This is a genomic window from Rhizobium sp. BK538 (assembly GCF_014197575.1).
In the GTDB taxonomy this organism is placed as follows: Bacteria; Pseudomonadota; Alphaproteobacteria; order Rhizobiales; family Rhizobiaceae; genus Rhizobium.
The window spans coordinates 1-14,290 of the sequence record NZ_JACIFT010000016.1; the positions used below are offsets into that span (position 1 = coordinate 1).

General features: G+C 60.7%; 12 protein-coding genes. 5 read left to right on the plus strand and 7 right to left on the minus strand.

Going from position 1 to position 14,290, the window contains the following annotated elements:
• Window positions 1-403 precede the first annotated feature (403 nt).
• From hrpB to FHX09_RS20035, 3 genes are all read left to right on the plus strand, one after another.
• Window positions 404-2,869, plus strand: a complete 2,466-nt coding sequence (gene hrpB, locus FHX09_RS20025) for an ATP-dependent helicase HrpB (RefSeq protein ID WP_184450540.1) — start codon at window positions 404-406, stop codon at window positions 2,867-2,869.
• 24 nt (window positions 2,870-2,893) lie between these two features.
• On the plus strand, window positions 2,894-4,204 hold the full coding sequence (locus tag FHX09_RS20030; protein WP_007797957.1) for an ActS/PrrB/RegB family redox-sensitive histidine kinase: 1,311 nt from the start codon (window positions 2,894-2,896) through the stop codon (window positions 4,202-4,204).
• 69 nt (window positions 4,205-4,273) lie between these two features.
• Window positions 4,274-4,849: an ActR/PrrA/RegA family redox response regulator transcription factor gene (locus tag FHX09_RS20035; protein WP_007797961.1), complete on the plus strand. Its 576-nt coding sequence runs from the start codon at window positions 4,274-4,276 to the stop codon at window positions 4,847-4,849.
• Between the two features lie 2 nt (window positions 4,850-4,851).
• Here the strand turns inward: FHX09_RS20035 and FHX09_RS20040 are convergent, their stop codons facing one another.
• Window positions 4,852-5,346, minus strand: coding sequence for an MmcB family DNA repair protein (locus FHX09_RS20040; protein WP_132592304.1), 495 nt, complete (start codon window positions 5,344-5,346; stop codon window positions 4,852-4,854).
• Window positions 5,347-5,525: 179 nt separating this feature from the next.
• Here FHX09_RS20040 and FHX09_RS20045 point away from each other — a divergent pair, with 179 nt between their 5' ends.
• A complete protein-coding gene (locus FHX09_RS20045) occupies window positions 5,526-6,212 on the plus strand; it encodes a L,D-transpeptidase (protein ID WP_132592306.1) in 687 nt (228 codons plus the stop codon).
• A 75-nt stretch (window positions 6,213-6,287) separates the two neighbouring features.
• On the opposite strand, the gene FHX09_RS20050 is transcribed toward FHX09_RS20045, so the two are convergent.
• The 6 genes from FHX09_RS20050 to hslV all read right to left on the minus strand — a co-directional run bounded on the left by FHX09_RS20050 (window position 6,288) and on the right by hslV (window position 13,492).
• Entirely contained in the window at window positions 6,288-8,459 is a 2,172-nt protein-coding gene (locus tag FHX09_RS20050) for a malate synthase G (protein WP_132592308.1), read from the minus strand.
• 91 nt (window positions 8,460-8,550) lie between these two features.
• Window positions 8,551-9,963, minus strand: a complete 1,413-nt coding sequence (locus tag FHX09_RS20055) for a cytochrome P450 (RefSeq protein WP_132592310.1) — start codon at window positions 9,961-9,963, stop codon at window positions 8,551-8,553.
• 52 nt (window positions 9,964-10,015) lie between these two features.
• A complete protein-coding gene (locus FHX09_RS20060) occupies window positions 10,016-10,963 on the minus strand; it encodes a DUF1402 family protein (RefSeq protein WP_132592312.1) in 948 nt (315 codons plus the stop codon).
• Window positions 10,964-11,152: 189 nt separating this feature from the next.
• Window positions 11,153-12,460, minus strand: coding sequence for an ATP-dependent protease ATPase subunit HslU (gene hslU, locus FHX09_RS20065; protein WP_132592314.1), 1,308 nt, complete (start codon window positions 12,458-12,460; stop codon window positions 11,153-11,155).
• Window positions 12,457-12,978, minus strand: a complete 522-nt coding sequence (locus tag FHX09_RS20070; protein WP_007797982.1) for a GNAT family N-acetyltransferase — start codon at window positions 12,976-12,978, stop codon at window positions 12,457-12,459. Before FHX09_RS20070 ends, hslU begins: the two co-directional genes overlap by 4 nt.
• Window positions 12,965-13,492 (minus strand): ATP-dependent protease subunit HslV, encoded by a 528-nt coding sequence (gene hslV / locus FHX09_RS20075; RefSeq protein WP_007797985.1) that lies wholly within the window; start codon window positions 13,490-13,492, stop codon window positions 12,965-12,967. The genes FHX09_RS20070 and hslV overlap by 14 nt, the downstream gene beginning before the upstream one ends.
• A gap of 179 nt (window positions 13,493-13,671) precedes the next feature.
• Between hslV and hisB the strand changes: the two genes are divergently transcribed.
• Window positions 13,672-14,280, plus strand: a complete 609-nt coding sequence (hisB, locus tag FHX09_RS20080) for an imidazoleglycerol-phosphate dehydratase HisB (RefSeq protein ID WP_184450541.1) — start codon at window positions 13,672-13,674, stop codon at window positions 14,278-14,280.
• Window positions 14,281-14,290: the final 10 nt, after the last annotated feature.

The following is a 14,290-nucleotide window of genomic DNA, read 5'->3' on the forward strand; positions in this document are numbered from 1 at the left end:
AAAGAAACTTCAGAGCGAAGGACTTCGTCGCCAGCAGCGCCGCCGCCCTCGTCAGTGATCGGGCTTATAGACCCTGCCCCTTTTCTAAGTCAACACCACCCAACAAAGTTTTTTGACATTTTTGTAACAGATTGATTCGATTGACGGATTTTCTGAAAGAGTGTTTTTGGTTGGCTTCACGACCAATGGCAGCGACTCCTGCCTGTGTCGACGGGCTCGAGGTTCTATCTCTGGCTGTATAGTTGCGCTATTCTTGAGCTCGCTGCGCCCAGAAGGCCGCATGACTTGCACGTAACGGGGCTGTGCCGGTAGTTTCACGTTCAGATATCCCTAGGGCTGACGAGATGCTTATCCTGGACGATGAGCAACTGTACCATCCCACCTATGAGACAACGACGCGCACGTGAACCGCACGACCTCCCTGCCGGACCTTCCGGTTTCGCATGTTCTTCCCGCCATTGGAGCAGCACTCGGCACGCGGGGCCGCGCAGTGCTTTCGGCACCACCGGGTGCCGGCAAGACGACACTCGTACCGCTCTACCTGTTAAACCAGGAATGGCGCGGCGACGGGAAGATCGTGCTCCTGGAGCCGCGGCGCCTCGCAGCACGCGCAGCAGCAAGCCGCATGGCATCGCTGCTCGGCGAGACCGTCGGGGAGACGGTCGGCTATCGCATGCGCCTCGACACCAGAATATCCGCCAGAACTCGGATAGAGGTTGTCACCGAGGGCGTGTTCGCCCGCATGATCCTCGACGATCCTGAGCTCGTTGGCGTCTCGACCGTCATTTTCGACGAGTTCCACGAGCGCTCCCTGGACGCCGACTTCGGCCTGGCGCTGGCGCTCGACGTGCAATCCGCCTTACGCGATGACCTGCGCGTGCTCGTGATGTCGGCAACCCTTGATGTTGCCCGCATCGCAGCGCTTCTCGATCAACCGCCTCTGATCGAAAGCATGGGACGAAGCTATCCGATCGACATCCGCCATCAGGATCGTCCGGGCGGCGAACGCATAGAAGATGCAATGGCACGCGCGATCATTGACGCCCACGCCAGCGAGAGCGGATCAATCCTCGCCTTTCTGCCCGGCCAGGCGGAGATCGCCCGGACGGCCGCGCGGCTAGAAGGACGCTTCGGGATGCAGACACTGATCGCACCACTCTACGGCAACCTGACACTGAAAGAACAGGATGCGGCAATCCGACCGGCCGAGCCCGGGACGCGCAAGGTCGTGCTCGCCACGTCGATCGCCGAGACGTCGATCACCATCGACGGCGTGCGGATCGTGATCGATAGCGGCCTGCAGCGGCTTCCTGTGTTCGAGGCATCTACCGGTATCACGCGGCTGGAAACGGTCCGCGTTTCACGCGCCTCAGCCGACCAACGCGCCGGGCGTGCGGGGCGTACCGAGCCCGGTATCGCTGTCCGTCTGTGGCATCAGGGGCAGACGGCCGCATTGCCGGCATTCACGCCACCGCAGATTCTCTCCAGCGATCTCTCCGGCTTGGTTCTCGACCTTGCCCACTGGGGCGTGCAGGATACCCGGTCGCTGTCCTTTGTCGACCAGCCGCCGGAGACGACGCTTTCGGAAGCGCGCGTGCTGTTGCGACAGCTCGGCGCACTCGGCGAGGACGGAGGACTGACTGCGCGCGGAAAGATGATGCGCGACCTTGCGTTGCCACCGCGTCTGGCCGCTATGGTGATCTCTGCCGGCGAGATCGGGCATGCGAGGGATGCGGCGGCGCTTGCCGTGCTGCTGACCGAACAAGGCCTCGGCGGCCCTAGTATAGACCTCGAAGAGCGGATGCGACGCTTCCGGTCGGAGCGCGGCGATCGCGCCGAAGGCGCGCGCCAATTGGCGGCTCGACTGGCCAAGGGTCTCGATGTCGCCAAGGCAACGGATCCCAGCCAGACGGGAAGGCTGCTGCTGCACGCCTTTCCTGACCGCATCGCGCTGCAGCGCGGTGGCAGAGGCCGGTTCCTGATGGCGAACGGACGCGGCGCGGAACTGCCGGAGACCGAACGACTTGCCGGCAGCCAGATGCTCGTCATCGCCGACCTGACAGGCCGCGCGGCGCAGGGGCGCATTTTGGCGGCAGCAGAGGTTTTGCGCGCTGACATCGAGGAAGAGTTGCCCGATGCCATTTCGATCGATGACCAGACCTTCTTCGACCGGCAAAGCCGGCAGGTCAGAGCCAGACGGGCGACACGGCTCGGCGCGATCGTCTTCGACGAGACGCCGCTGCCCCGCCCTACCGGCGAAGCCATCAGCCGTGCGCTGGCAGAAGGCGTGCGCGAGCTGGGGTTGGAACAGCTTCCCTTTTCCAAAGAGGCCATGCAGCTTCGCGAACGCATCGGCTTTCTTCACCGCAGCATCGGTGATCCGTGGCCTGATCTCAGCGACGAAGCATTGCTTGCGCGGCTCGACGAGTGGTTCGTTCCCTATCAGATGGATGCTCGAGGGATTTCCGACATTTCCCCATCGGGCCTTTCGACTGGGTTGATGGCGCTGATACCGCGCGAACTGCAGCGGGATCTTTCCAACCTCGCGCCGACGCATTTCGAAGCGCCAACGGGCCAGCGGCATCCGATCCAATATGACGGCGAAGAACCGACCCTGACCATTCGTGTGCAGGAACTCTTCGGCCTCAAGCAGCATCCGGCGATTGGCGGCGGACGGCTGCCGCTGCTCCTTGAGCTGACATCGCCGGCGCACAGGCCGATCCAGACAACCCGCGATCTGCCCGGCTTCTGGGCCGGCTCGTGGAAGGACGTGCGCACCGAGATGCGCGGCCGCTATCCCAAGCACCCCTGGCCTGAGCGGCCGGAGGACGCCATGCCGACGACAAGGGTGAAACCGCGTGGTACATGAGCCCTAGCAAGCAAGGGATGCCACATGGTCGATAATGTCGAGAGTTCGCCGGAAGAGGATAGGCACAGCAGCAGACGCCTGAGACTGCAGACACTGGTGCGATTGAGGTGGCTTGCCGTCGGTGGCCAGGCCGTGACAGTGTTCATCGTTGCCTTCTGGCTGAAGTTTCCGCTTCCGCTTATCGCATGCGCGGTGCTGATCGCAGCACTGGCAGCGGTCAATTTCTACCTGATGATCCGCTATCCGCCGACGCATCGGCTCTACCCGGGCGCGGCCTTCGCGCTGCTCGGCTTCGACCTTCTGCAGCTTTGCGCGCTGCTCTTCATCACTGGTGGCCTTGCCAATCCCTTCGCCGCCCTCGTCTGTGTTCCTGTCATCATTTCCTTCGCATCGCAGCCGATCCGCTTCAGCACGGTGCTCATTCTCGTTGCGATGGTCTGCATTACCATCCTCGCCTTCTCGCCCTTTCCCTTGCCGTGGTTCGACGGAGTCGAGATCAATGTCCATACCGTGATGCAGTTCGGCGTCTGGTGCTCGATCGCATCGACCATGGCCTTCGCCGCCTTCTACGCCTACCGCGTCTCGATGGAGGCGAGCCAGCTGGCCGACGCCTTGGCTGCAACCGAACTTGTGCTGCAGCGGGAGAAACACCTTTCACAGCTGGACGGCCTTGCCGCCGCTGCAGCACACGAGCTTGGCACGCCGCTCGCCACTATCAGCGTCGTCGCCAAGGAGATGGAGCGAGAGTTGAAAGACGACGATCGCTTTCGCGAGGATGTGCAGCTCTTGCGCAGCCAGAGTGAGCGGTGTCGCGATATCCTGCGGCGCCTGGCGACACTTTCCGCGGAAGGCGAGGCACATCTTCGGCGGCTGCCGCTTTCATCCATGATGGAAGAGATCGTGGCACCACACAGGGAATTCGGCATCAAACTCGAACTGATCGAGAAGAGCCCGCGCAAGGGCGAGCCCGTAACCGATCGCAATGCCGGTATCATGTATGGGCTCGGCAATTTGATCGAGAACGCCGTCGACTACGCCCGCGCCAAGGTCACAGTGACGGTCGAGCATGATGCTAGAAAAGTCCTCATCACGGTCGAGGACGACGGCGAGGGCTACTCTTCCGATATTCTGACCCGGATTGGCGAACCCTATGTCACAAAGAGACAGCGGGAAGACCGCGCCGGCGGGCTGGGACTTGGCCTCTTCATCGCCAAGACGCTTCTGGAGCGATCCGGCGCGTCGCTTGTGTTCGAGAACCGCATGCCGGAGACGGCCGGAGCGCGTGTCCGTGTCGAATGGCCGCGCATGCTGATCGATGCAAATTCGACAAAATGACGCTATCGGCATAATGAAAAGCGGGATACTTGACTTATATCAGGCAGGCGGTTGCCGGGATTGACGAATATGAACGAGCTTGACCACGAATCCTCCCTTGCAGATGCGGATCATATAGGTCCGGACGCCAGCCTGCTGATTGTCGATGATGACGGGCCGTTTCTGCGCCGCCTGGCACGCGCGATGGAGACGCGCGGCTTTAAGGTCGAGACAGCCGAGTCGGTCGCCGAGGGTGTTGCCAAGTCAAAGATCCATCCGCCGAAATACGCTGTCGTCGACCTACGACTTGGCGACGGCAATGGGCTGGATGTGATCGAGGCGATCCGGCAGCGTCGGGACGACACGCGGATCATCGTTTTGACCGGCTACGGCAATATTGCGACAGCCGTCACGGCGGTGAAGCTCGGCGCCGTCGACTACCTGGCAAAGCCTGCCGATGCCGACGACGTGTATGCCGCGTTGACGCAGCGGGCCGGCGAGAAGGCGGAGCTGCCGGAAAACCCAATGTCAGCCGACCGGGTACGCTGGGAGCATATCCAGCGGGTTTATGAGATGTGTGAGCGCAATGTCTCGGAGACGGCGCGGCGGCTCAACATGCATCGCCGCACCCTGCAGCGGATTCTTGCCAAGCGCGCGCCCAAATAACTCTAGATATCGTCGACTTCGAAAGGCTTGCCGTTTGCCCACTCGGCCAGCAGCAGGCGCCGGGCAGCTGCGCGAGAGAAATTCAGGGTGACCGATTTGCGTGTGGCGGGCGCAAGGCGATGCTCCGGCGCTTCGCGGATCATATGCGCGCCGTAACCGTCAGAGAGAAACAGGCCGCAATCGTCAGGGAAGATATCGAGCGGAACATCCTTGTGTGTCGCGAAGAACAGCCGATCACAATGCAGGCGATAGTCCGGCCACTTGCGGTCGACACGAAAATCCTCGATCGAGGTCTTGATCTCGATGATCCAGATCTCGCCTTTCTCCGAAATGGTGATCAGATCTGCCCGTCGCCCGCTTGCAAGCGACAGTTCGGGCAAGACGGCGTGACGCATCTCATGAAGTAAAATCTGAGTCCCGCGGCGCACGAGCATAGCTCTGTCCGACTGCCGGCCGTCTATTAACGGATTGTTATTGTAAACACTCAAAATCGTCATGGATAACCATCGGTCCGGCGCGCGCGTTGTTGCAAAAAAACCATGCGCTTCTAATTTGCCGCTGCGTATTGGTTTTGCCGCACTGCAACAGCTTGCAAAGGCAAAGTTAATCGAAAATAAACCATATTCAAAGATGGTTCAAAAGCCGTTCCTCCCAGTCTATTTCTTAAGAGACATCCATGCGCATCCGCAATGCATTTTCTGTATTCGGCCTGATGGCGACGCTCGCTCTGGCCGGTTGCTCCTCGACTACCGAGAGCGCCTCCGTCGAAGACGAGGGCGCCCCGGGGCCGACCGTCCAGACCGCGCAGATCTTCGACGACGCTTACGGCCTGACGACGGATGCGGGATATTCGCTTCCGGCGATCCCGATCCAGAAGGTTAAGCCGCAGTTCCGCCGGCAGATCGTCTCTTACGAAACCACCGAACGCCCGGGCACGATCATCGTCAACACGCGCGAGCGCTTCCTCTACTACATTCTGCCCGGCGGCAAGGCGATGCGTTACGGCATCGGCGTCGGCAAGCAGGGCTTTGCATGGGAAGGCACGGCCTACGTCGCCTGGAAGCAGGAATGGCCGACTTGGCACCCGCCGAAGGAAATGGCCGAGCGCAAGCCCGAAGTCGCGAAGTATGTCGAGGAGGGCATGGGCCCGGGCCTCAGCAACCCGCTTGGCGCGCGCGCCATGTACCTCTTCAACGAAAAGGGTCAGGATACCCTCTTCCGCCTGCACGGCACACCGGAATGGGCTTCGATCGGCACCGCTGCTTCCTCCGGCTGCATTCGCCTGATGAACCAGGACGTCATCGACCTCTACAGCCGCGTACGCCCTGGCAAGACGACCTCGAAGGTCATCGTTATCCAGTAGGCTGTCGCTGAAATAGGGTATTAAAAAGGCCGCCGGGACATTGTTTCGGCGGCCTTTTGTATTGATTTATCCTCGTCAGGCCGCCTGCTTGGCCTTCAGCTCGAGGCGGCGGCGATGCAGGACTGGCTCAGTATAGCCGTTCGGCTGCGCCCTGCCCTTTAAAACAAGGTCAAGTGCCGCCTGGAAGGCAATCGAACCGTCGAAATCGGCAGCCATCGGCGCGTAGGCTGGATCGGAGGCATTCTGCTGGTCGACGACGGCGGCCATGCGCTTCATCGTCTCGACGATCTGCGCTTCGGTCGTGACCTTGTGGTGCAGCCAGTTGGCCATATGCTGGGCGGAAATACGCAGCGTCGCACGGTCCTCCATGAGGCCGACATTATTGATGTCAGGCACCTTGGAGCAGCCGACGCCCTGATCGACCCAGCGGACAACGTAACCCAATATGCCTTGGGCATTGTTGTCGAGTTCGCGCTGGATTTCCTCCGGCGTCCAATTTGGACGGACCGCGACGGGGACCGAAAGAATATCGGAGAGCTTGGCGCGCGCACGATCCTTGAGACCATGCTGGACACGGGCGACACTGACGCGGTGATAGTGCGTCGCGTGCAGCGTCGCGGCCGTCGGGGACGGAACCCAGGCGGTGTTGGCGCCTGCCTTCGGGTGCGCGATTTTCTGCTCCAGCATCGCCGCCATCAGATCCGGCATGGCCCACATGCCCTTGCCGATCTGCGCATGGCCAGAGAGGCCGCATTCGAGGCCGATATCGACGTTCCAGTTTTCGTAGGCAGCGATCCAGGCGGCCCGCTTCATGTCACCTTTGCGGATCATCGGGCCGGCTTCCATTGAGGTGTGGATTTCATCCCCGGTGCGATCCAGGAAACCGGTGTTGATGAAGACCACACGTTCGCGGGCGGCACGGATGCATTCCTTGAGATTGATGGTCGTCCGACGCTCCTCGTCCATGATGCCCATCTTGATCGTATTGCGAGCCATGCCGAGGGCGTCCTCGACGCGCGAGAAGATCTCGGCGGCGAAGGCGACTTCCTCGGGGCCATGCATCTTCGGCTTGACGACGTAGACCGAGCCGGTGCGGGAATTCTTGCGGCGGCCGTTCGGGCCGACGTCGTAGAGCGCAATCGTGCCGGTGACCATCGCGTCCAGGATGCCCTCCGGCACTTCATTACCGTCGCGATCAAGGATAGCCGGATTCGTCATGAGATGGCCGACGTTACGCACCAGCATCAGCGAGCGGCGATGCACTTCGAAAGGCGTGCCGGCCGGATCGCTGTACTGTAGATCGGGATTGAGTTTGCGAATGAAACTCGAGCCGCCCTTCGATACCTCTTCCTGAAGGTCACCCTTCATGAGGCCGAGCCAATTGCGATAGACGACGACCTTGTCTTCGGCATCGACCGCCGCCACCGAATCTTCGCAGTCCATGATCGTCGTGATCGCTGATTCCAGCCAGACGTCGGAAATATGCGCCGGATCGCTCTTGCCGATCACTGTTGAGGCATCAATGACGATGTCGATATGGATGCCGTTGTTCTTCAGCAGGATGTGAGTCGGCGTCGCGGCATCACCTTGATAGCCGGCAAAGTGCGCCGCATCGGTCAGTGAAAGATGCTCACCATCGGTTGAGGTGACGGCCAGAGCACCCTCCCGGACAGCAAACGTCGCAACATCCTTCCAGCTCCAGCCGTCGAGCGGAGCGGCGGTGTCGAGGAAATCGCGAACCCAGGCAATGACCTTCCCACCGCGCTTCGGATTGTAGCCCTTGCCCTTCTCGGCACCGTCGGTCTCGGGAATCGCATCCGTCCCATAGAGCGCATCGTAGAGCGAGCCCCAGCGGGCGTTGGCGGCATTCAGCGCGTAGCGCGCATTCATAACGGGGACAACAAGCTGCGGTCCGGCGATCGAGGCGATTTCCGAATCGACGTTCGTGGTCGTCACCTGAAAGTCGGAACCCTCCGGCAGGATATAGCCAATGTCTCGGAGGAAGGCCTGATAGGCTTCCATATCGGTCGGCGCGCCGTGCTGGCGGTACCAATCATCGATACGAAGCTGGAGCGCATCGCGCTTTGCGAGCAGCTCCCGATTGCGCGGCGCCAGATCGTGAACGATGGTCGAGAAATCGGCAAAGAACTTGTCGGTATCGATCTTCAGCCCGGGCAGCGCTTCCTTGACCAGAAACTCATAAAGGACAGCTTCAACAGCAAGACCGTTTTTATCGATGCGGCTCATTCAATGTCTCCTAGCACCCACGCAGTTTTTTCGCATGCTGCCACTTTGCCCGGCTTTCATTCATAGTCAATTATGCAATAGTTCGAAAGATTTATGCCGATCTAGGCAAAGACCGCAGCGTGACGAGCATCGGCAGGCCGTTTTGCGGCTGCGTTGTCAGCTTTTGCACCGGCCAGGGCTTCGTCTGCTCCGTTAGATCGAAGCGGAAACGATGCATGAGCACCGCCAGAGCGATGACGGCTTCCTGCAGGGCAAAGGTTGCACCGATACAGACGCGCGGGCCGGCGCCGAACGGCAGGAACTGGAAACGACCGATCTTGCCGCGATTCTCGGGTAGGAACCGCTCCGGCATGTAGGCGCGCGGCTTGTCCCAATAGAGTTCGTGGCGATGTAGTGTCCACGGCATGATGAGGACGGTGACGCCGGACTCGATCTCGACCGTTTCACCTTTCGCGTCGGTCCAGCGATCGGCAGCAATGGCGGCGCGATTGATCGACGGTGCCGGCGGATAGAGCCGCAGCGCTTCTTCGAACGCCGCGCGGGTGTAAGGCATCAGATCGAGCCACCTCACCGGCTCAACGTCCTGCGCCAGCACGCGATCGATCTCTTCCTCCATCGCGTCGCGGAAATGCGGCGTATTCGCCACGCAGTAAAGGGTCCAGGCGAGCGCGCGTGCCGTGGTCTCATGACCGGCACCGATGAAGGTGAGAATATTGTCTTCGATTTCGTCATTTGTCAGTCCGCCGCTTTCGGCCTGCTCAAGGAGGAGGGTCAGGAAGTCGTCCGGCGCGGCAGTTCGATCGGCCCGCATGCGCGCGAGCCGGGCGTCCATGGTCTGGCGCACAATGTTGCGGAACTTGTCGAGCACCTTCTGGCCACCGATGCGGGTCACGCGTGGAACCCAGGACGGCGCGCGCAGCAAGTCCATCGGATCGACGCGCCCCATTCGGTGCAAGAGGGCGTTGACGTCATCGGCAAAGCTGTCGGAGGAAGTGACGATCTCACCCGAAAACAGCGTATCGGCGAGAATGGCGAAGGTCAGCTCCGTCATGTCGGCGGCGATCTCGAAGACCTTGCCCTCGCTGCCGGCCGCCTCGTATTTCCTCGCATAGTCCTCGGACTGACGCAGCATCTGCCCGGCAAAGCCGCTTGCATGGCGCGGCGTGAAAACTGGTGCAACCGCCTTGCGCGAGCGCTTCCAAACATCCCCTTCCGCCGTCAGCAGTCCGTCGCGCAGGATGGGACGCAGGATAAGCTGGCGAATGTCCGACATACGGTAGTTCGCGGCATTGTCGACGAGAACATGGCGGATCAGGCCGGGATCGTTGACGATCAGGGTTCTTTCACGAAAGAACCGCGTCTGGATCCACGGGAGCGTATAGGAAGGCTCACCCCAGAGCTCCAGTGGGTTGCGCAGGATCGTGCGGATGATCTCAAGACGGCCCGGCGGCACTGTTCGCGGCAGCGGCGCTGGTGGCTCAAATGGATCCGGACGCATGTCCATGAGAATTCAGCCTTTCGCGGAAGATTTTTAAGCTCTTCCGGCAAGGCAAAAGCTAGAGCAGGCGCTCCAACTCGTCCAGTTTATCATTGACCAACCAGCCGTAATAGTTCTCTTCAGGCCAGACCGTTTCGCCCGAAGCGTGGTTCTTGGCGGCAAGAGCGGCCGCGCGCTGGCGCGAATTGCCGACATTGTAGAGCGTGGCGGTCAGGCCTGGATTTCTGGAGATATCCATGTCGGCGATCTGCTTGTAGTCGTCGATCGACCGACGGATGGAGGCGGCAACGAAAGCGAGCGAGACATCAGGCTCCATGATCGCCTTGTAGACGGAACCGGCATCTTTCTCGTTCAGCTTCCCATAGCCCGACACCTTGGAGACGAGGTCCGAGAGCATGAGGGCCGTCAGCGGGTTGATCTGGCCAAGCCCGAAGGTCTGACCGGCGTAGAAGGGCTGGAAGAAAACGGCGCTGAAGCGGTTGTCCGGGAAGCTCTTGCCGTCGACCGTCTTGCCGCGGAAATCGCTCTCCCAGATATCCTCGCGGCAGCTCCAAAGCGTGTAGGAATCGCCCTTGCCGTTGCATTCGGCGAACTGCGGTCGCTTGATGAAGTCGTCCACGTCCTCGCCATTATAGGCAAAGCGGAAGCTCTCGCCGGCGTAGGATGCGGCCTTCACATAATAAGACTGCAAGCGGTCATAGGCGTCGACATTATAGGTGTGCTCGCCAACAATCGCGCCGATCACGTGGATTGGGTCGATGCCGTAAGCGGCCGAAATCTTCTTGATCTTGCCCGTCAGCTCGTGATCCGACGCCAGAAGGTCACGGACCTTCTCGTATTTGCGATCGAACGAGGTCTTCGTGCCTTTGGTGCGGCGAACCGAGGCGCCTGGAACATCCGGTTGCTCTGCATGACGATTGCCTGGCGGTACCACTTGCATGGCAAAAGCGGGCGCCGTGGTCAGCACGGCAGCAGCAATCAGGAGGCTTGTCAGAAGGCGTCGCACTATCAGCGTTCCCATCGGTTCATGGCATTGTCGCGAAACGCGCTGACTGGACCACAATCTTGGCCGAATGATGCTGGCGCCCACAACTAAACGGGCCCTTCACTAAAAAGTAAAAGGCCCGCTGTCGAGAGTTCAAGCTGTCAAAATCGCCGCATCACATCAGTAAAGACATGACCCGATGCTTGTTCATCACAGGATGAACCGGGACAGATCCGTGTTCTGCGCTAGGTCGCCGACGTGCTTGCGGACATAGTCGGCATCGATCACCACGGTCGAGCCGCCGCGATCCGGAGCGTTGAAGGAGATTTCATCCAAAACACGTTCCATGACGGTCTGGAGGCGGCGTGCGCCGATGTTTTCGACCGAGGAGTTCAGGTGGACAGCGACATCGGCCAAGGCATCGATGCCGTTATCCGTGAACTCGAGGCTGAGGCCCTCGGTCTCCATCAGCGCCTTGTACTGGCGGATAAGGCTCGCCTCGGTTTCCGTCAGGATACGGCGGAAGTCTTCCTTGGTGAGCGCGCGCAGCTCGACGCGGATCGGCAGACGACCTTGCAATTCCGGCAACAGATCGGACGGCTTGGAGACATGGAATGCGCCGGAGGCGATGAAAAGGACGTGGTCCGTCTTCACTGGGCCGTACTTCGTCGACACCGTCGTACCTTCGACCAGCGGAAGAAGGTCGCGCTGCACGCCTTCTCGCGAAACGCCAGCACCCATCCCGCCGTCGCGAGCAGCGATCTTGTCGATCTCGTCGAGGAAGACGATGCCGTCATTCTCGACCGCACGGACCGCGTCGCGCTGGATGACTTCGTTGTCGATCAGCTTGTCGGACTCGTCACGGATCAGATCCGTATAGGACGCCTTGACCGTCGTGCGGACCTTCTTGGTGCGGCCGCCCATCGCCCTACCGAACATTTCGGAAAGGTTGAGCACGCCAATGTTGGCGCCAGGCATGCCGGGAATGTCGAAGCCACCCATACCGGTGGCGGTATCGGCGATTTCGATATCGATCTCCTTGTCGTCAAGCTCGCCGCTGCGCAGCTTCTTGCGGAAGCTGTCGCGCGTCGCCGGCGAGGCCGTGGCACCGACGAGCGCATCGAGAACGCGCTCTTCCGCACTCATATGCGCCTTGGCCTCAACTTCGCTGCGCTTCTTCTCGCGGGCGAGCCCGATGCCGACCTCGACGAGGTCGCGGATGATCTGCTCGACGTCGCGGCCGACATAGCCGACTTCGGTGAACTTAGTCGCTTCGACCTTGATGAAGGGCGCACCCGCCAGTTTGGCGAGACGGCGGGAGATTTCCGTCTTGCCGACACCAGTCGGACCGATCATCAGGATGTTCTTGGGCATGACTTCGTCGCGCAGATCTGGATCGAGCTGATGGCGGCGCCAACGATTGCGCAACGCGATTGCCACCGCGCGCTTGGCCTCATGCTGGCCGATAATATAGCGATCGAGCTCGGAAACGATCTCGCGAGGGGAAAAAGTGGTCATGTGTCCGTTACTCCGGGTGCGTCCAACGCCATGAAATGCGCCGGACCGTAAATGGAAGTTCTTGTATCGACGTAGTGGAAGCCTGCTTTTTCGTAGGCCCTGATCGCCTGACGGTTTTCGGGATCCGGATCGATCACGATGCGCCTGGCGCCGCTCGCAAAGAGCTCAGCCGCCAACTGGCGGATGATGGCCGTGCCATGACCCTTGCCCGTCAGCTCGGGAACTCCGATCGAAATATCGACGCCCAGCGTCCCCTTCGGCTGATCCTGATAGGGATGACCGTCTTCCAGATGAGGATCATAGCTTTGCAGGTAGCCTATCGGCTGCCCATCCATTTCCACGATCATCGGCCTTGTCTCGACGCTCTCCATCGCCTCTTCGATCGACGCAAGCTCTGTCTCGGGCGCGCCCCACCATTTCGCAACATGCGGCTCTGCCAGCCATTTTGCCACGAGGCCAAAATCCTCATGGCTGATGTCGCGGAAACGGTAATTCGGGGCGTGCTCAGCTTTCAGCATCCAGGGTTTCCACCACCACACTATGGTTCGTGTAGACGCAAATATCGGCGGCAATATCGAGGGCGCGACGCGCCACCTCTTCCGCTGATTTGTCCGTGTCCATCAGGGCGCGAGCTGCAGCGAGCGCAAAATTGCCGCCCGAACCGATCGCCATGGCACCATGCTCCGGCTCAAGAACGTCACCGTTGCCCGTGATCGCCAGCGTCACCTGCTTGTCGGCGACGAGCATCATGGCTTCGAGATTGCGGAGGTACTTGTCCGTGCGCCAATCCTTGGCGAGCTCGACGGCCGCGCGCATCAGCTGGCCCGGATATTGCTCGAGCTTCTTTTCAAGCCGCTCGAGAAGCGTGAAGGCGTCCGCGGTGGCGCCCGCGAAACCGGCAATGACTTCGCCCTTGCCAATGCGCCGCACCTTGCGGGCATTGCCTTTCATCACGGTCTGGCCGAGGCTCACCTGGCCGTCGCCGGCCATGATGACCTTGCCGCCCTTTCGGACTGTAATAATCGTTGTCATCAATACACCTTTGCCCGTCTGCCCGGGCTCGCTACGTCGGGCCGAACACCGGCCCTGTCGAGCCCTATGTAAGTGCGTGAATGCCGATTGCAAATGGCGTCGTTTTCTGGCTCCGCGGTTCTGGATATTTAGCGGCTTGCCTGATAAGGAACGCCCGTATTTCCCGATGGAGCAGCCATATGGCCGAGACCGCAGCAAGCCGCACGGGCACCGTGTCCCGCAAGACGAACGAGACTTCGGTTTCCGTTTCCGTCAATCTCGACGGCACCGGAAAGTCGAAGATTTCGACTGGCGTCGGCTTCTTCGACCATATGCTCGACCAATTGTCACGACATTCGCTCATCGACATGGAGATCGAGACCGAGGGTGATCTGCATATCGACGATCATCACACGGTCGAAGACACCGGCATCGCGATCGGCCAGGCGATTGCCAAGGCACTCGGCGAGCGCCGCGGTATCACGCGCTACGCATCGATCGATCTCGCCATGGACGAGACGATGACGAAGGCAGCCGTAGACCTTTCCGGTCGTCCCTTCCTCGTCTGGAACGTCGCCTTCAGCGCGCCGAAGATCGGCACATTCGACACCGAGCTCGTTCGCGAATTCTTCCAGGCGCTTGCCCAGAACGCCGGCATCACCTTGCATATTCTCAACCATTATGGTGCCAACAACCACCATATTGCGGAGACATGCTTCAAGGCCGTTGCCCGCGCGCTGCGTACGGCGACAGAGATAGATCCGAGGCAGGCGGGCCGTGTTCCCTCGACGAAGGGCACGCTCGTCTGAGCCCCCCGAG

What these genes read in the sequence shown, in the direction of transcription:
- FHX09_RS20035 (WP_007797961.1), top strand. Translation starts at nt 4,274, where the DNA reads ATGAACGAGCTTGACCACGAATCCTCCCTTGCAGATGCGGATCATATA.
- FHX09_RS20045 (WP_132592306.1), top strand. Translation starts at nt 5,526, where the DNA reads ATGCGCATCCGCAATGCATTTTCTGTATTCGGCCTGATGGCGACGCTC.
- hslV (WP_007797985.1), bottom strand. Translation starts at nt 13,492, where the DNA reads ATGACAACGATTATTACAGTCCGAAAGGGCGGCAAGGTCATCATGGCC.
- FHX09_RS20070 (WP_007797982.1), bottom strand. Translation starts at nt 12,978, where the DNA reads ATGCTGAAAGCTGAGCACGCCCCGAATTACCGTTTCCGCGACATCAGC.
- FHX09_RS20030 (WP_007797957.1), top strand. Translation starts at nt 2,894, where the DNA reads ATGGTCGATAATGTCGAGAGTTCGCCGGAAGAGGATAGGCACAGCAGC.
- hisB (WP_184450541.1), top strand. Translation starts at nt 13,672, where the DNA reads ATGGCCGAGACCGCAGCAAGCCGCACGGGCACCGTGTCCCGCAAGACG.
- FHX09_RS20050 (WP_132592308.1), bottom strand. Translation starts at nt 8,459, where the DNA reads ATGAGCCGCATCGATAAAAACGGTCTTGCTGTTGAAGCTGTCCTTTAT.
- FHX09_RS20055 (WP_132592310.1), bottom strand. Translation starts at nt 9,963, where the DNA reads ATGGACATGCGTCCGGATCCATTTGAGCCACCAGCGCCGCTGCCGCGA.
- FHX09_RS20040 (WP_132592304.1), bottom strand. Translation starts at nt 5,346, where the DNA reads ATGACGATTTTGAGTGTTTACAATAACAATCCGTTAATAGACGGCCGG.
- hslU (WP_132592314.1), bottom strand. Translation starts at nt 12,460, where the DNA reads ATGACCACTTTTTCCCCTCGCGAGATCGTTTCCGAGCTCGATCGCTAT.